This window comes from Streptomyces sp. JLYT201 (genome assembly GCF_059448825.1).
Map to the genome: position 1 here is coordinate 3,405,297 of NZ_CM182551.1, position 16,733 is coordinate 3,422,029.

Below are 16,733 nucleotides of genomic sequence, written 5' to 3' on the forward strand. Positions count from 1 at the left end.
GAGCCGGGGGCGGCGGCGCAATCTGTTTCCGCTCTGGATGGAACGTTCTGGAAAGTCGGAAACCAGATACCCGGAAGCTCTAGAAGACGGACTCCGCCTCGTCCATCCGGTCCTTCGGGACGGTCTTGAGCTCCGTCACGGCCTCGGCGAGCGGCACCATCTCGATGTCCGTGCCGCGCAGCGCGGTCATGCGGCCGTAGTCGCCGCGGTGCACGGCCTCGACGGCGTGCCAGCCGAAGCGGGTGGCGAGGACGCGGTCGTACGCGGTGGGCGTGCCGCCGCGCTGGACGTGGCCGAGGATGACCGGCTTGGCCTCCTTGCCGAGCCGCTTCTCCAGCTCGTAGGCGAGGGCCGTGCCGATGCCCTGGAAGCGCTCGTGGCCGAACTGGTCGATGGCGCCCTTGCCGTAGTCCATGGTGCCGTCGGCGGGGTGCGCGCCCTCGGCGACGCAGATCACCGCGAACTTCTTGCCGCGCGCGAACCGCTCCTCGACCATCTTGACCAGGTCGGCCGGGTCGAAGGGCCGCTCGGGCAGGCAGATGCCGTGGGCGCCGCCCGCCATGCCGGACTCCAGGGCGATCCAGCCCGCGTGCCGCCCCATGACCTCGACGACCATCACGCGCTGGTGGGACTCGGCGGTGGTCTTCAGCCGGTCCATGGCCTCGGTGGCCACGCCGACGGCCGTGTCGAAGCCGAAGGTGCGGTCCGTGGAGGAGATGTCGTTGTCGATGGTCTTGGGCACGCCCACGACGGGTACCCCGGCCTCGTGGAGCATCTTCGCCGCGGTCAGCGTGCCCTCGCCGCCGATCGGGATGAGCGCGTCGAAGCCGCTCTTCTCGATCAGGTCCTTGGCGTTGTCGCAGGCGGCGCGGAAGCGGGCGCGCTCCAGACGGGAGGAGCCGAGGATCGTTCCGCCGCGGGAGAGGATGCCGCTCACCGCGTTCAGGTCCAGGGTCCGGTAGCGGCCGTCGAGCAGACCCGCGTAGCCGTCCTCGAAGCCGATGACCTCGTCGCCGTAGTTGGTGACCGCTCGGTGCACGACCGACCGGATCACTGCGTTGAGGCCCGGGCAGTCGCCGCCCGCGGTGAGAATTCCGATACGCATCGCGCTGTGTCTCCTGCTCGCTGTTGCTTCGTGTGAGCCGGTCCGATTGTTCCACGGCGTTCGGCCAGCCTGCGACTTAGCCAGCCACGGAGGTATTGTCAAGAGGGCACGACCAACAATATCGGGTGATTTTCCGGCGCTGCCGGAGCTGCCCTCCCCCTCCTCACCAGGGAAGACCGAGAAGAAACGGAGAGCACGCGTGACGCGCAGCGTGTACGTGACCGGGATCGACCGGGGCGACGGCCGTCAGGTCGTCGAGCTGGGAGTCATGGAACTCCTGACCCGCCAGGTGGACCGCGTGGGTGTCTTCCGCCCCCTCGTCCACGACGGACCGGACCGGCTGTTCGAGCTCCTGCGCGCCCGCTACCGGCTCTCACAGGACCCGGCGTCCGTGTACGGCATGGACTACCACGAGGCGTCCGCGCTCCAGGCCGAGAAGGGCACCGACGAGCTGGTCTCCCAGCTCGTCGACCGCTTCCACGAGGTCGCACGCGCGTACGACGTGGTCCTGGTCCTCGGCACCGACTTCGCCGCCACCCAGCTGCCCGACGAGCTGTCGCTCAACGCCCGGCTCGCGAACGAGTTCGGCGCCTCCGTCCTCGGCGTCGTCGGCGGCAAGAACCAGACCGCCGAGTCGGTGCGCGCCGAGACCCGCAACGCCTACCGCGCCTACGAGGCCCTGGGCTGCGACGTGCTCGCGATGGTCACCAACCGCGTGGCCCCCGCCGACCGCGCCGAGATCCAGGAGCGCCTCGCCGCGAGCCTGCCGGTGCCCTGCTACGTGCTGCCCGACGAGCCCGCCCTGGCCGCGCCGACCGTCGCGCAGATCACCCACGCGCTCGGCGGCCGGGTCCTCCTCGGCGACGACTCGGGCCTGGCCCGGGACGCCCTCGACTTCGTCTTCGGCGGCGCGATGCTGCCGACCTTCCTGAACGCCCTGACCCCGGGCTGCATGGTCGTCACCCCCGGCGACCGCGCCGACCTGGTCGTCGGCGCGCTCGCCGCGCACAGCGCGGGCACCCCGCCGATAGCGGGCGTCCTGCTCACCCTGAACGAGCAGCCGGGCCCGGAGATCCTGCGCCTGGCCGACCGGCTCGCGCCCGGCACGCCCGTGATCGCCGTCGCCGGGGGCTCCTTCCCGACGGCGGGCGAGCTGTTCGCCCTGGAGGGCAAGCTGAACGCGGCGACGCCGCGCAAGGCGGAGACCGCCCTCGGCGTCTTCGAGCGGCACATCGACACCGCCGAGCTCCTGGCCCGCCTTGCGGTGTCCGGCAGCGACCGCGTCACGCCGATGATGTTCGAGCACAAGCTCCTGGAGCGGGCCCGCGCCGACCGCCGCCGCGTCGTCCTTCCCGAGGGCACCGAGGAGCGCGTGCTGCGCGCCGCCGACGTCCTGCTGCGCCGCGGCGTGTGCGACCTGACGCTGCTCGGCCCCGTGGAGACCATCCGCAAGAAGGCCGCCGACCTCGGGGTGGACCTCGCGGACTCCCAGCTCGTCGACCCGCAGACCTCCGAGCTGCGCCAGGGCTTCGCCGAGGAGTACGCGCGCCTGCGCGCCCACAAGGGCGTGACCGTGGAGCTGGCGTACGACGTGGTGGCCGACGTGAACTACTTCGGCACGCTGATGGTGCAGGGCGGCCTCGCCGACGGCATGGTGTCCGGCTCCGTGCACTCCACGGCCGCGACCATCCGCCCCGCCTTCGAGATCATCAAGACCAAGCCGGACGCGTCGATCGTGTCGTCGGTGTTCTTCATGTGCCTGGCCGACAAGGTCCTCGTGTACGGCGACTGCGCGGTCAACCCCGACCCGAACGCCACGCAGCTCGCGGACATCGCCGTCCAGTCGGCGGCCACGGCCGCGCAGTTCGGCGTCGAGCCGCGCATCGCGATGCTGTCGTACTCCACCGGCACCTCCGGCTCGGGCGCCGACGTCGACAAGGTCCGCGAGGCCACCGAGCTGGTCCGCGGCCAGCGCCCGGACCTGAAGATCGAGGGCCCGATCCAGTACGACGCCGCCGTCGAGCCGTCGGTGGCCGCCACGAAGCTGCCCGGCTCCGACGTCGCCGGCCAGGCCAGCGTCCTGGTCTTCCCGGACCTGAACACCGGCAACAACACCTACAAGGCCGTGCAGCGCTCGGCCGGCGCGATCGCCGTCGGCCCGGTGCTCCAGGGCCTGCGCAAGCCGGTCAACGACCTGTCCCGCGGCGCGCTCGTCCAGGACATCGTGAACACCGTCGCCATCACGGCCATCCAGGCCCAGACCCCCACCCAGTCCCCCACCGAGAAGGCCCCCCAGTGAGCGCCACCCGTGTCCTCGTCCTCAACTCCGGCTCGTCGTCGGTGAAGTACCAGCTGCTCGACATGGCGGACTCGACGCGCCTGGCCATGGGCCTCGTCGAGCGCATCGGCGAGGAGACCTCCCGGCTCAAGCACACCCCGCTGACGGGCGGCGGCGCCGAGCGCGAGCGCACCGGACCGATCGCCGACCACGAGGCCGCGCTGAAGGCCGTCGCCGAGGAGCTGGCCGCGGACGGGCTCGGCCTGGACTCGCCCGAGCTGGCCGCGATCGGCCACCGGGTCGTGCACGGCGGCCTGAAGTTCACCGAGCCCACCGTCATCGACGACGCGGTGCTCGCCGAGATCGAGCGCCTGGTGCCGGTGGCCCCGCTGCACAACCCCGCCAACATCACCGGCATCCGCACGGCCCGGGCACTCCGCCCCGACCTGCCCCAGGTCGCGGTCTTCGACACCGCCTTCCACACGACGATGCCGGAGTCGGCCGCCCGCTACGCGATGGACGTGGCCACGGCCGACGCGCACCGCGTGCGCCGGTACGGCTTCCACGGCACCTCGCACGCGTACGTGTCGCGGGCGACCGCGAAGCTGCTCGGCAAGGCCCCCGAGGACGTGAACGTCATCGTGCTGCACCTCGGCAACGGCGCCTCCGCGTCCGCCGTGCGCGGCGGCCGGTGCGTGGACACCTCCATGGGCCTGACGCCTTTGGAGGGGCTCGTGATGGGTACGCGCTCCGGGGACATAGATCCCGCCGTGATCTTCCATCTGGCGCGGGTCGGCGGCCTTTCCATCGACGAAATCGACACGCTCCTCAACAAGAAGAGCGGCCTTATCGGCCTGTGCGGCGACAACGACATGCGGGAGATCCGCCGCCGGATCGACGAGGGCGACGAAGAGGCCCGGCTCGCCTTCGACATCTACATTCACCGGCTGAAGAAGTACATCGGCGCCTATTACGCGGTTCTCGGCACGGTGGACGCCGTCGCCTTCACGGCAGGTGTCGGCGAGAACGCGGCGCCGGTGCGCGAGGCCGCCGTGGCGGGCCTCGAGGAACTGGGCCTCGCGGTGGACGGCGGCCTCAACGCGGTGCGCTCCGACGAGCCCCGGCTGATCTCCCCCGAGTACGCCCGGGTGAAGGTCGCGGTCGTGCCGACCGACGAAGAACTGGAAATCGCCACGCAGACTTATGCACTGGCAGGAAAGAACAGCTGAGCACCCCCGCGCCCATTTGTATCTTCCGCCAGACGGAATATTCCGTAGCGAAACAAACCGATAGGATCGCCCTCATGCGCCGTTCCAAAATCGTCTGCACCCTGGGTCCCGCCGTCGACTCCGAGGACCAGCTCGTCTCGCTGATCGAGGCCGGCATGAACGTGGCCCGCTTCAACTTCAGCCACGGCACGCACGCCGAGCACCAGGGGCGGTACGACCGCGTCCGGGCCGCGGCGGAGCGCACCGGTCGCGCCATCGGCGTCCTCGCCGACCTCCAGGGCCCGAAGATCCGCCTGGAGACCTTCGCCGAGGGCCCGGTCGAGCTGGTGCGCGGTGACGAGTTCACCATCACCACCGAGGACGTCCCCGGTGACAAGTCGATCTGCGGCACGACGTACAAGGGCCTGCCCGGCGACGTCACCAAGGGCGACCAGGTCCTCATCAACGACGGCAACGTCGAGCTGAAGGTCGTCGAGATCGACGGCCCGCGCGTCAAGACGATCGTCGTCGAGGGCGGCGTCATCTCGGACCACAAGGGCATCAACCTGCCCGGCGCGGCCGTGAACGTGCCCGCGCTCTCCGAGAAGGACATCGACGACCTGCGCTTCGCCCTGGCGATGGGCTGCGACATGGTCGCCCTGTCCTTCGTGCGCGACGCGAACGACGTGAAGGACGTCCACAAGGTGATGGACGAGGAGGGCCGCCGGGTCCCCGTCATCGCCAAGGTGGAGAAGCCGCAGGCCGTCGAGAACATGGCGGACGTCGTGGCGGCCTTCGACGGCGTCATGGTCGCGCGCGGCGACCTCGCCGTCGAGTACCCGCTCGAAAAGGTCCCGATGGTGCAGAAGCGCCTCGTGGAGATGTGCCGCCGCAACGCCAAGCCGGTGATCGTCGCGACCCAGATGATGGAGTCGATGATCACCAACTCCCGCCCCACGCGTGCCGAGGCGTCCGACGTCGCCAACGCGATCCTGGACGGCGCGGACGCGGTCATGCTGTCGGCCGAGTCCAGCGTGGGCGCGTACCCGATCGAGACGGTCAAGACCATGTCGAAGATCGTCACGGCCGCGGAGGAGGAGCTCCTCTCCAAGGGCCTGCAGCCGCTGGTGCCCGGCAAGAAGCCGCGGACGCAGGGCGGTTCGGTGGCCCGTGCCGCCTGCGAGATCGCGGACTTCCTCAACGGCAAGGCGCTGGTGGCCTTCACCAAGTCCGGTGACACCGCCCGCCGCCTGTCCCGCTACCGCGCGGCCCAGCCGATCCTGGCCTTCACCACGGACCAGGAGACCCGCAACCAGCTCGCGCTGAGCTGGGGCGTGGAGTCCTTCGTCGTCCCGCACGTCGACAACACGGACGCCATGGTCGAGCTCGTGGACGCCGAGCTGCTCAAGCTCAAGCGCTACAACGAGGGCGACACCATGGTCATCACCGCGGGCTCGCCCCCCGGCGTCCCCGGCACCACGAACATGGTCCGGGTGCACCACCTGGGCAACGGCTGCCGCGACTGAGCCACCGGCGCCGCGTGACGAAGGCGGAGGGTGCCCCGGCCGGGGCACCCTCCGCCTTCGTCGTCCTCGCCTCGCCTCAGTCGGTGATCGACTGGTGCAGGCCGGGGATGGTGAGGTCGCCGCCGAACTGGCCCGCCTGCTGGACCTTCACCTGGGTGAAGTAGATCAGCGGCAGGTTCAGGGGCGGCGGGTGCTCCGGGTCGAAGGTGACCGGGATCAGGCCGAACAGATTGCCCGAGATGCGCTCGGTGTACATCGTCGTGTCGCCGTTGCGGATCGTGGACATGGAGCCTTCAGCGGCCCGCACGTGGTACTTCTTGCCGCCCGGGCCGTCGACGATCTGGTGCAGGTCCCCGATGTCCGTGCCGCCGCTGATGACGTACTTCAGGGCCTGCTTGGTCTGGCCGTTGGGCATCTTCAGGTTCACGACGCCCTTGTAGTCGGCCCCCTTGAGCAGCAGGGAGCTGGCCTCCAGGTGCCACGGCTGGTTCGGGATCGGCGCGGGCGACTGCTCGTCGTCGCCGTCCACCTTCTTCTCCACGACGCACGGGAACGGCTTCTTGCCGTTCTCGTCCGGGGCCATGGGGTCCTTCGACTCCTCCGGGTCGGCGTCGTCCTTCTTGCCGTCGGCGTCCGTGTCGTCGTCGGCGTTGTCCTTGTCCTCGGCCTTGTCCTCGGCCTTGTCGTCGGTCTGGTTCCCGGCCTCGTCCTTGGCCTTGTCGATCTCATCCCCGGCCTTGTCCCAGGCGTCCTCGGCGGTGTCCTTCGCCTTGTCGGCGGTGTCCTTCGCCTTGTCGGCGGTGTCCTCGCCGGGCTTGGTGGCCCTGCCGTCCCGGCTGCCGTCGCCCTTGACCTCCTGCGCGTCCTCGCCGCCGCCGTCCTCGGCGTCCTTGCCCTGCGGGGACTCCTTCTGGGGCCCGTCCGGCGTCAGGAGGTCCTTGAGGGCGTCGCCGACGCCCAGCGGGTCCAGCGGGTCGGTGGGCTTGGACGGCTCCGACTCCGGAGCCTTGGTGCCGTCGGCCTTGTCGGCCCCGTCGGCCTTGTCGGCCCCGGCGGACGGTGACGGCCGCACCCTCTCGGGAGTCTCCACGGAGGGCGAAGGCGACGGCTCGCCCGCGTCGCCCTTCTCGTCGAGCTTCTTCTTCGCGTCCTCGGCCCGCTTCCGCGCGTCCTCGGCCTGCTTCTTGCGCGCGGCCTCGCGCTCGGCCTTGCGCTCCGCCTTCTCCGCGGCGGCCTTGTCGGCGGCGTCCTTCTCGGCCTTCCCGGCGTCCTCGGCGTCCTTGGCCGGCTCGTCGGGGGCCGTCACGCACGGCCCGTCCTGGAAGGGGTTCTCGGGCACACCGGGCTTCGCCTGTGCAAGCTGCGGCGTCAGCCCCATCCCCATGAGGACGGCGGTGGGCATGGCCGCGAGGGCGATCGCCTTGCCGACGGGTACACGAGTCAACAGCGGCTTCTTGGGGGCCGCGTGGCGCGGCCCCGTTCTCGTACGGGACGTGACCGCATCGGTCCCGCGGCGCACCTCGTCAGTCGGCACGGTGCCTCCCGTTCGTCCCGTTGCTCGGGCTCGTTCCTGACAAGTCATCGGTGGTGCCGTCCGCCCCGGGCGCCGCCTCGTGCGCGGCCCCCGCCGCCGCCTGAGGGGCACCACCGGCGAAGCCCCCGGTGTCCGGCGCCTTCGCGCGCCGTCTCACGGGCCTCTGTGGCTTCTCGTGCACCCAGGAGATGCCGAGCGCGCCGCCGACGAGGGCGAGCAGGAAGCCCATGACGAAGCCGCCGAAGTTGGACACCACCAGGGAGACCAGGGCGAGCAGGATCGCCGCGACGCCCGCGAACACGCGGGACTGCGGCTGGAACCACATGGTCAGGCCGAGCACGACCAACAGCACGCCGATGATCAGCGATCCGGCCCCGGCGGTGGTCGCCATCCGGACGGTCAGGGTGCCGAGCGTGAGGTTCGCGTACGGGAAGTACATGATCGGGATGCCGCCGAGCAGCGTCAGCAGGCCACCCCAGAACGGGCGCTGACCGCGCCACCCTCGGAAACCCCGGCGCATCCGGCCAAGCTTGCTACCAAGGCCCACTTGCGCTTCGGCGCTCATGTCGTACAGCTCCTCGGGTATGGCGTTTCGTTCTGTGTGTCGGATGCGGGCACGGGGACGGCTGGTTGAAGACGTGGCGCCCCCGCGCCCGGCCGTTCAGCGCAACGAGTGCGGCTCAGCCGGTGATGGCCTCGGCCGTGGTCCCCGCTGCGGCTCGGTGGAGCGAAGCGGACGAGGGGGACTGGGGAGACCGAGACGACGACCGCCTCAGTAGCACTCGTGCTTGCCCTTCTGGACCGACATGTGCAGGCCGGAGAGCTTGAACGTGCCCGCGCTCGTCGCCCACGCGCGCTGCTCCACATCGGTGAAGAGCACCTCGTCGGCCTGCTGCGCGAACGAGTCCGGGACGTACTGCTTCCCGGGCTTGTCCTGCGGGTTCGGGCCGGGGCCCTTCGTCGTGCGGTCGACCGACACGCCGATGTCGACGTTGGAGAACGTCGCGTTGGCGCGCAGGTCGTCGGCGTCGATGAAGAGCTTCTTGGCTTCGACGGGGTCGTCCCCGCCACCGGCCTTGAGCTTCATCGACACATTGCCGAACAACGGCACCGGGACGACCACGGACTGGCACAGCTTGGTGATCTCCGCCGAGTCCAGGCCGACGACGGCGACCGGGTGCTTGCCCGACTTGCCGACGTCCATCGCCCCGTACTGGACGAAGCCCTTGCCCTTGAGTTCCTTGGCGGTCACCTTGAACTGCTGACCGGACACACTGAACGATGCCGCGAGCGCACCCTGCGAGAGGGCCACGCCTATCGCGGCCGTCGCCGCGACGCTCGGCACCATGACCACGGCGAACCGCTTCCATCTGGTTCCGCCACGAGCCACGGACTCCATGACTTTCCTCCTTCTCGGACGTGCATCTCCGTCCCACTGGTCCCGAGGGGTCGGTTCAGCGGAGCGGGGATGGGAGAAGTGCTACGTCCTCGGTCAGGAGAGCGCCCGTGTCGCCAAGCACACATCGCGCCTGGGGCACCGGCGATCGCCCCCGAGCGACAACCACTGGTCGCGCCTGACTCATCACGCACAACCCTGCCGGGACAGGCCCTGCCGCGACTACGGGCAGAGACCCCCCTGTCCCAGACCGGCGACGGCGCCGCCGGCCTACTCGGTGGGGACCCAGAAAACCCGTCTCCCGACTGGCCGTCGGGCTGCGGGCAATGGACCGAGCGTGGCCGATCGTGGTGCATTCTCGGCGCCCGCACAAGGGGGTTCATTACTGGCCGGTAACGGTCGGATAACCGAAGCCTGACGGCTCGGCGTCGATCAGCGACACACGGTGGTTCCAACAGACCGGAATGATCCGGATATTGCCGAACAGAAGTGGACAGAATTACACCCCGGACTTACTCCAAGTAACAGTGGCCGCGTTTGCCAAGATTTGGCAAAACGCGGCCACTGTGGCACTGCGGGGACTGACTTTTCACTTGGACACCACGAGCCCCGGCCCGACGTGACCGGTCAGCGGACGGATCGCCGGGCAGGCCGGGGCAAATCCGGCGGAATGCCGGACTCCGGGCGCAGGCGCGCCCGGAGCGCGGCTCAGAAGAGCACGCGGGCGAGCGCCGTGCGCGCCGCCGTCACGCGCGGGTCGTCCGCGCCCACCACCTCGAAGAGTTCGAGCAGCCGCACCCGGGCGGCGTCCCGCTCCTCGCCCGCCGTGCGCCGGACCGTCTCCACGAGCCGCCCGAAGGCGTCCTCGACGTGCCCGCCGACCAGGTCGAGGTCGGCCGCCGCGATCTGCGCGCGGGCGTCGCCGGGCTTCTCGGCGGCGTCCTTGCGGACGGCCGCCGGGTCCATGTCCTGGACGCGGAGCAGGAGTTGGGCCTGGGCGAGGCCGAGCTTGGCCTCGGTGTTGGCGGGGTCGTCGCTCAGCACGTTCTCGTACGCCCGGACGGCGCCGCCCAAGTCGCCCGCGTCCAGGGCCTGGACGGCGGCCGCGAGCGCGGCGTCGTGCGGCCCCGCGGGGACGGGCGCGGGCTGCGCGTCGGCGGCGGCGTCCGCGTCGACGGTCAGACCGGTGAGCCCGAAGCGCTCCTCCGCGACCTGGACCAGCTGGTCCAGGGTCTGGCGGATCTGGGCCTCGGGGGCCGCGCCCTGGAAGAGCGGCAGGGCCTGGCCCGCGACCACCGCGAACACCGCGGGGATGCCCTGCACGCCGAACTGCTGCATCAGCATCTGGTTCGCGTCGACGTCGATCTTCGCGAGCAGGAAGCGGCCGTTGTACTCCTGCGTCAGCCGCTCGAGGAGCGGGCTGAGCTGCTTGCACGGCTCGCACCACTCGGCCCAGAAGTCGATGACGACGGGCACTTCGGTGGACCGCTGCAGTACGTCGCGCTCGAAACCCGCCTCGTCGACGTCGATGACGAGACTCGCGGGGGTGACGGCCCCGCCGCCGCCGTGCCGTGCCGCTTCGGCGCGCGCCTGCTCCGCCTTCGCCTTGGCCTCCTGGGCCGCCTTCACCGCGGCGAGGTCGACGACTCCGCTCATGGACATGTTCCGTGGCTGCATGAGTACATCCTCCCCCAAGCCGTGCGGGAACCGCGCCCGCCCGTCTTCCGCCACCGCGCTTCCAGGGAAGTCGCTTCGCTCCCTCGTCCGCTCGCGGTCCCCCGCCGGATTGCGGGGCCGACCGGACGGACCGGGGCGCGGGTCCCGAGGAGGACCGTTCGTACCGTTTGTCGCTCGGGGTCCCCACCCCGTGCTCGTGGTTGCCGCCCTGGGGCGGTAGAGGTTCGCTCGCAGCGCCTCGCCGCGGGATGCGGCCGTACGGCCTCCGCGCGCGGCTTTCGCTACGGGTCGTAGCGTAACTGGATCCGGTCCGGCCCGGCACGGGGCCCCGCGTGATCTCCCTCACTCGCGGCTGGCCGTCGTGGCCGTACTGGCCGGTATGGTCGCGGGCATGCAGAGCCGCAGTACACCGTCCGCCCGTGCCGGAGGCCGCCCGCGCAGCGCCGAGGCGGACACCGCCATCCTCGAAGCGACCCGCGAGGCCCTGGTCGACCTCGGCTGGACGAAGCTGACCCTCGGCGACGTGGCGACGCGGGCCGGGGTCGCCAAGACGACCCTCTACCGGCGCTGGGCGGGCAAGAGCGAGCTGGTCGTGGACGCGGTGGCGGAGCTCTTCGACGAGCTCGAACTGCCCGACAGCGGCAGCCTCGCCACGGACATCGAGAGCGTGGTCCTGCAGTTCGCGGCGCTGCTCGGGCGGCCCGAGACGAAGACGGCCCTGATGGCGGTGGTCGCGGAGTCCACGACGGACGCCCCGTTGCGGGAACGGGTCCGCGGCTCCATCGTCGAGCGGCAGAAGCGGCTCGTGCTCGAAGGGAGGCAGCGGGCGCAGGCGCGGGGCGAGTTGCCCGTCGAGCCCGACGCGACGGCTGCCGCCCGCACCGCCGACCTCATCTTCGACGTCATCGCCGGAGCCGTGGTGCACCGGGCCCTCGTCAGCGCGGAGCCGGTAGATCCGGCCTGGGCCCACAGCTTCACCCTCCTCCTCCTGGGCGGCCTCTCCGCGACGTCCGGCCAGGCGCCGGACGCCCCTTAGCTCCCCGGCCCCTCGCACCCGCTCGAACCACCGCGCTCGTCCTCAATCGCCGGACGGGCTGGATCTGTCGGCCGAGCGCCGTCGTTGCCCCCCGCCCCCCTCCGACGGACGACAGCGCGAGAGCCGCCAGGCCGGGGAGCGGGCGGGAGACAACCCGCCGCGGCAGCGGCGGGCAGACGACGACGGCGCGAGAGCCGCCAGGTCGGGGCCCGGCCAGGTCGCTGGGGCAGGCACGGGGGGAGCGGGCGGGAGACAACCCGCCGCGGTAGCGGCGGGGGGGGGCGGGCGGGGTGACGGCCCGCCTCCAGGGCCGGGGCCCCGGGTCAGACCTGGTAGCGGGTCGGGGCGAAGAGGGAGAGGTTGGCCTCGACCCAGGCCGAGGTGCGGCGGAGGCCGTCCTTGAGGGAGACCTCCGGCGTCCAGCCGGCCCACTCCCGGGCCCGGGAGTTGTCGGAGACGAGGCGCTCCACCTCGCTCCCGGCGGGCCGGAGCCGCGCGGGATCGACCACGACCCGAGCCTCCCGCCCGCTCGCAGCGACCAGCGCCTCCGCCAGCTCCCCGATGGAGATCTCCCGCCCGACCCCGAGGTTCACCACGTGCCCGAGCGCCCGCTCGCTCTCGGCGACGGCGAGGAACCCGCGCGCGGTGTCGGTGACGTACGTGAAGTCACGCGTCGGCGTGAGCGAGCCGAGCTTGATCTCCCGCGCCCCGGAGTGCAGTTGGGCGAGGATGGTGGGGATCACGGCCCGCGCCGACTGCCGCGGCCCGTACGTGTTGAAGGGCCGCACGACCGCCACCGGCAGCTCGAAGGCGTGCCAGTGCGAGAGCACCGCCATGTCGGCGCCGATCTTCGAGGCGGAGTACGGGGACTGCGGCTGCAGCGGGTGGCTCTCGCTGATCGGCACCGCCCGCGCGGTCCCGTACACCTCGCTCGTGGACGTGTGGACGAGCCGCCGCACCGCGTGCCTGCGGCAGGCCTCCGCGACGTTCTCGGTGCCCACGACGTTCGTCTGCACGTACGCGCCGGGAGAGTCGTACGAGTACGGGATGCCGATGAGGGCCGCCAGGTGGAAGACGGTGTCGCAGCCGGCGACGGCGTCGGACACGCGCCCCGGGTCGCGTACGTCACCGGCGAGGAACTCGACCCTCGGGTCGCCGAGCAGATGCGCCAGGTTCCCCTTCTCCCCGTACGGCTTGTAGTGCACGAAGGCGCGGACGCGCGCGCCGCGCTCCAGGAGCAGGTCGACGAGGGTGGAGCCGATGAAGCCCTCGGCGCCGGTGACGAGGACGGTGCGGTCGTTCCAGTCGAACGAGGACAGCGGAGTGGGCGTGGTCATGCGGCGTTCTCCCAGTGGGTGGAGGGGTGGTGGGCGGACCCGGCCCCGTGGGCGAGGTCGAGGACGCGCGCCGCGAGCAGGTCGGCGGCGCGGGCGTGCGGCCCCGGGTCGGCGGCGCCGCTCATGGCGGCGAGCCGTGCCGGGGAGTCGAGGAGCGGCCCGACGAGGTCGGCGAGGCGGTCGGCGGTGACGTCCGCGTCGGGCAGCAGGAGGCCCGCGCCCGCGTCGGACAGGACCCGCGCGTTGTGGGTCTGGTGGTCGCCGGGCGCGTGCGGATAGGGCACGAGGACGGCGGGCACCCCGGTGCTGGCCAGTTCGGCGACGGTCGCCGAGCCCGCGCGGCACACCACCAGGTCGGCGGCGGCGTACGCGAGGTCCATCCGGTCCAGATAGGGCACGGCGCGGGCGACGGCGTCGCCGCCGTCGTACGCGAGCCGGGCCCGCGCCTCGTCGAGCGCGGCGGGCCCGGTCTTGATCAGCAGATGGACGTCGGCGCGGTGGCGCCAGCGCGCGGCGAGCGCGAGCGCGGCCCCGGTGAGGCGGGCCGCGCCCAGGCTGCCGCCGTTGAAGAGGAGCAGCCGCGCCCCGTCCGGCACGCCGAGCGCGCGGCGGGCGTCGGCGCGCAGCGCGGCCCGGTCCAGGCGGGCCAGGGCGTCGGCGATGGGCATGCCGGTGGTGTGGGCGCGGTGGCCGCCGGGCAGGTGGGCGCGGCTGCGGTCGAAGGCGACGGCGATGTGCGGGGTGAGGCGCGCGGCGAAGCGGTTGGCGCGGCCGGGGACGGCGTTGGACTCGTGGATGAGGCTGGGCAGGCCCGCCATCCGGGCGCCGACGATGACGGGGGCGCTCGGGTAGCCGCCCATGCCGACGGCGACGTGGGCGCCCTGCGCTCGCAGGATGGTCCGGCACTGGGCGCCGGACTTCAGGAGGGCCGCGGGCAGCAGGTAGCGCTTCGCCCCGAGCGCCGGGTCGAAGGGGATCATGTCGACGGTGTGCAGGCGGTACCCGGCCTCGGGGATGAGCCGGGTCTCCAGGCCCCGCTCGGTGCCCACGAACGAGACCACGGCGCCGGGCACGGCCCGGCGCAGGGCGTCGGCGAGGGCGAGGCCCGGGTAGATGTGCCCGCCGGTGCCGCCCGCGCCGATCACGACGGACAGGGGCCTGGGCGGGCTTGGCACGGTGACGGAAGTGACGGTTGGCTTCATGCCGACTCACCGTCCACGCCTGCTCTAAGAGGGTTTTAAGAGCGGTGTTTGGCACCTTTGGTGCATGAACGAGATGAGACACAGGGGGCGCGGCGAGGGCGCCGACGGCCGCTCGCGGGACCGGGCCGCGGCCGTGGTGGCGGCGGTGAGCGCGTCGTGACGGCCGCCGCCGGGTCCCGCGGCCCCGCCGCCAAGGTGCTCGTCGTCGACGACGACCCCGAGGTACGGGCCGCCGTGGAGGACGCGCTCACCGTCGAGGGCTATCTGGTCCGCGGGGCCGCGGACGGCCAGCAGGCGCTGACCGCCGTGGCCCGGTGGGAGCCTGGTCTCGTGGTGCTCGACGTGATGATGCCCGTCATGGACGGGCTCGCCGTCTGCCGTCAGCTGCGGGCGGCGGGCGACCGCACCCCGGTCCTTGTCCTGACCGCCCTGGACGCGGTGAGCGACCGGGTCGACGGGCTCGACGCGGGCGCCGACGACTACCTGGTCAAGCCCTTCGCCCTGGACGAGCTCGCGGCCCGGGTGCGCGCGCTCCTTCGCCGCGCGGCGGCGGAGACGGGCGATCCCGGCGACGCCGGGGACGAGCTGACGTACGGGGACCTGACCCTGGACCCGCGCACCCGCACCGGCGTGCGCGGCGGGCGGCGCGTCGAGTTCAGCCGCACGGAGGCCACGCTCCTCGAACTCCTGCTGCGCAACGCGGGCCAGGTCCTGCCGCGGGAGCTGATCCACGAGGCGGTGTGGGGGCGCGACTTCGGGCCCGACTCCAACTCCCTCGCGGTGTACGTCGGCTATCTGCGCCGCAAGCTGGAGTGCGGCGGCGAGACCCGGCTCGTGCACACCGTGCACGGCGTCGGCTACCGGCTCGGCTCGCCGTGAGCGCGGCCCGGCGCGCCCGTCGCGCCCTCGGGGCCCGCTGGCGGCGGCGCCGTCCGCTGCGCACCCGGCTCTCGGTGGCCGCGTCCGCCGCGGTGGCGCTGGTCGCGATCTGTGTGTGCACCGCGTCGTTCTTCGTGCTCCGCTACAAGCTGTACCAGCAGCTCGACCAGAACCTGGCCCAGTCCGCGACCCTGGCCGCGCAGCAGCACCGCGCCGAGGACCGGGACTACGGCGTGCTCGCGGGCGAGTGCCGCTACCTGGGCGCCCCGGCCTGCTCGCAGGTCGTCCCCGCCGATGCGGCCGACGACCCGAAAAGGCCGTACCTGCTGCCCGTGAACCGCGCCACGCGCCGGGTCGCGGCGGGCGAACTGCCCGCTTACTACTCGAACTTCACCCTCCCCAACGGCAAGCCGGGGCGCATGCTCACCACCGCCTACGGCAAGGGCACCGCCGTGCAGGTCGCGCTGCGCGCCGACATCGCCGAGCGCGGGGTGCGGCAGACCGCCGCGATCCTGTCCGCGGTGGGCGGCGCGGGCATCCTGCTCTCCGCGCTCGGCGGCTACTGGGTCTCGCGGACCGGCCTCGCGCCCGTCGCCCGGCTCACCGCGACCGCCGAGCGCATCGCGGCGACCCGGGACGCCCGGCACCGCATCGAGCTGCCGCCGGGGCCGCCGGGCCGCGAGGACGAGGTGACGCGCCTGGCCGCCACGTTCAACACGATGCTCGCCGAACTGGAGGAGTCCGTCGCGGCCCGCCGGCGCCTCGTCGCCGACGCCTCGCACGAGCTGCGCACCCCGCTCACCGCGCTGCGCACGAACGCCGAACTGCTCGCCCGGGCCGAGCTGTTGACCGAGGCCCAGCGGGACCGGGCCTCGGGCGCGCTCGCCCGGCAGCTGCGCGAGGTGACCGGGCTCGTCAACGACCTCATCGAGCTGGCCCGGGACGAGGAGCCGCGGCCGCTCCTGGAGGACGTGGCGCTCGTACCGCTCGTCGCGCACGTGGTGGAGGCCGCGCGGGAGCACTGGCCGGGGGTCGTCTTCACCCTCGACGTCGCGCCCGACGCGGCGGGCCGGGTCCTTCCGGGCGTGCCCGCGCGGCTCGCCCGGCTCGTCACCAACCTCCTGGACAACGCCGCCAAGTTCAGCCCTCCCGGCGGGCTCGTGGAGGTGTCGCTCTCCGCCCGCGGGCTGACGGTCCGCGACCACGGGCCGGGCATCGCCGAGGAGGACCTCCCCCACGTCTTCGACCGCTTCTACCGCGCCGAGAAGGCCCGCGCCCTGCCCGGGTCCGGCCTCGGCCTGGCCATGGCCCGCCAGATCGCCCACGCCCACGGCGCGGACCTCGGCGCGGAAGCGGCCCCGGGCGGCGGCGCCCGCTTCCGCCTGACGTGGCCGTGAGCCCTCGCGGGGCGCCCCAGGCCCGCCCCTTCCCGCTTCCTGGGGGCTCCGCCCCCAGACCCCCGCTCCTCAATCGCCGGAGGGGCTGAAACACAGCCGCAAGCGGCACCGTCCAGCCCGTCCGGCGTTTGAGGACGAGGCGCGGAGCGCCGATAAGG

Annotated in this window: 13 protein-coding genes; 6 read left to right on the top strand and 7 right to left on the bottom strand. The window is 72.4% G+C overall.

Annotated features, from left to right (window positions below; genetic code table 11):
• Positions 1-79: 79 nt before the first annotated feature.
• A complete protein-coding gene (locus AC5WAM_RS13485; protein WP_138961886.1) occupies positions 80-1,105 on the bottom strand; it encodes an ATP-dependent 6-phosphofructokinase in 1,026 nt (341 codons plus the stop codon).
• A 199-nt stretch (positions 1,106-1,304) separates the two neighbouring features.
• On the opposite strand from AC5WAM_RS13485, the gene pta reads away from it, so the two are divergent.
• The 3 genes from pta to pyk all read left to right on the top strand — a co-directional run bounded on the left by pta (position 1,305) and on the right by pyk (position 6,117).
• Positions 1,305-3,404, top strand: a complete 2,100-nt coding sequence (gene pta, locus AC5WAM_RS13490; protein ID WP_366790168.1) for a phosphate acetyltransferase — start codon at positions 1,305-1,307, stop codon at positions 3,402-3,404.
• Positions 3,401-4,612, top strand: coding sequence for an acetate kinase (locus AC5WAM_RS13495; RefSeq protein WP_495522729.1), 1,212 nt, complete (start codon positions 3,401-3,403; stop codon positions 4,610-4,612). The genes pta and AC5WAM_RS13495 overlap by 4 nt, the downstream gene beginning before the upstream one ends.
• Before the next feature lie 74 nt (positions 4,613-4,686).
• On the top strand, positions 4,687-6,117 hold the full coding sequence (gene pyk, locus AC5WAM_RS13500; protein ID WP_366790170.1) for a pyruvate kinase: 1,431 nt from the start codon (positions 4,687-4,689) through the stop codon (positions 6,115-6,117).
• A gap of 76 nt (positions 6,118-6,193) precedes the next feature.
• Here the strand turns inward: pyk and AC5WAM_RS13505 are convergent, their stop codons facing one another.
• The 4 genes from AC5WAM_RS13505 to AC5WAM_RS13520 all read right to left on the bottom strand — a co-directional run bounded on the left by AC5WAM_RS13505 (position 6,194) and on the right by AC5WAM_RS13520 (position 10,724).
• A complete protein-coding gene (locus AC5WAM_RS13505; protein ID WP_495522730.1) occupies positions 6,194-7,561 on the bottom strand; it encodes a hypothetical protein in 1,368 nt (455 codons plus the stop codon).
• Between the two features lie 79 nt (positions 7,562-7,640).
• Positions 7,641-8,216, bottom strand: a complete 576-nt coding sequence (locus tag AC5WAM_RS13510) for a DUF6114 domain-containing protein (RefSeq protein ID WP_495522731.1) — start codon at positions 8,214-8,216, stop codon at positions 7,641-7,643.
• Positions 8,217-8,423: 207 nt separating this feature from the next.
• Complete coding sequence (locus AC5WAM_RS13515) at positions 8,424-9,050, bottom strand: DUF6230 family protein (protein ID WP_366790173.1); 627 nt, start codon at positions 9,048-9,050, stop codon at positions 8,424-8,426.
• 705 nt (positions 9,051-9,755) lie between these two features.
• Positions 9,756-10,724 (bottom strand): tetratricopeptide repeat protein, encoded by a 969-nt coding sequence (locus AC5WAM_RS13520; protein WP_495522732.1) that lies wholly within the window; start codon positions 10,722-10,724, stop codon positions 9,756-9,758.
• A gap of 391 nt (positions 10,725-11,115) precedes the next feature.
• On the opposite strand from AC5WAM_RS13520, the gene AC5WAM_RS13525 reads away from it, so the two are divergent.
• Positions 11,116-11,760, top strand: coding sequence for a TetR/AcrR family transcriptional regulator (locus AC5WAM_RS13525; RefSeq protein WP_495522733.1), 645 nt, complete (start codon positions 11,116-11,118; stop codon positions 11,758-11,760).
• A 323-nt stretch (positions 11,761-12,083) separates the two neighbouring features.
• On the opposite strand, the gene AC5WAM_RS13530 is transcribed toward AC5WAM_RS13525, so the two are convergent.
• Positions 12,084-13,097 carry a GDP-mannose 4,6-dehydratase gene (locus AC5WAM_RS13530; protein ID WP_366790176.1) on the bottom strand — a complete coding sequence of 338 codons (1,014 nt, stop codon included), beginning with the start codon at positions 13,095-13,097 and terminating at the stop codon, positions 12,084-12,086.
• Entirely contained in the window at positions 13,094-14,299 is a 1,206-nt protein-coding gene (locus AC5WAM_RS13535; protein ID WP_495522734.1) for a UDP-N-acetylglucosamine--N-acetylmuramyl-(pentapeptide) pyrophosphoryl-undecaprenol N-acetylglucosamine transferase, read from the bottom strand. The genes AC5WAM_RS13530 and AC5WAM_RS13535 overlap by 4 nt, the downstream gene beginning before the upstream one ends.
• 156 nt (positions 14,300-14,455) lie before the next feature.
• Between AC5WAM_RS13535 and AC5WAM_RS13540 the strand changes: the two genes are divergently transcribed.
• Entirely contained in the window at positions 14,456-15,178 is a 723-nt protein-coding gene (locus AC5WAM_RS13540) for a response regulator transcription factor (protein WP_366790177.1), read from the top strand.
• Positions 15,175-16,575 carry a sensor histidine kinase gene (locus tag AC5WAM_RS13545; protein ID WP_495522735.1) on the top strand — a complete coding sequence of 467 codons (1,401 nt, stop codon included), beginning with the start codon at positions 15,175-15,177 and terminating at the stop codon, positions 16,573-16,575. The genes AC5WAM_RS13540 and AC5WAM_RS13545 overlap by 4 nt, the downstream gene beginning before the upstream one ends.
• Positions 16,576-16,733 lie beyond the last annotated feature (158 nt).

Bases quoted from the DNA above. Each gene is read 5' to 3' on its own strand.
- AC5WAM_RS13485 (WP_138961886.1), bottom strand. From the start codon at position 1,105: ATGCGTATCGGAATTCTCACCGCGGGCGGCGACTGCCCGGGCCTCAAC.
- pyk (WP_366790170.1), top strand. From the start codon at position 4,687: ATGCGCCGTTCCAAAATCGTCTGCACCCTGGGTCCCGCCGTCGACTCC.
- AC5WAM_RS13510 (WP_495522731.1), bottom strand. From the start codon at position 8,216: ATGAGCGCCGAAGCGCAAGTGGGCCTTGGTAGCAAGCTTGGCCGGATG.
- AC5WAM_RS13515 (WP_366790173.1), bottom strand. From the start codon at position 9,050: ATGGAGTCCGTGGCTCGTGGCGGAACCAGATGGAAGCGGTTCGCCGTG.
- AC5WAM_RS13520 (WP_495522732.1), bottom strand. From the start codon at position 10,724: ATGCAGCCACGGAACATGTCCATGAGCGGAGTCGTCGACCTCGCCGCG.
- AC5WAM_RS13525 (WP_495522733.1), top strand. From the start codon at position 11,116: ATGCAGAGCCGCAGTACACCGTCCGCCCGTGCCGGAGGCCGCCCGCGC.
- AC5WAM_RS13530 (WP_366790176.1), bottom strand. From the start codon at position 13,097: ATGACCACGCCCACTCCGCTGTCCTCGTTCGACTGGAACGACCGCACC.
- AC5WAM_RS13535 (WP_495522734.1), bottom strand. From the start codon at position 14,299: ATGAAGCCAACCGTCACTTCCGTCACCGTGCCAAGCCCGCCCAGGCCC.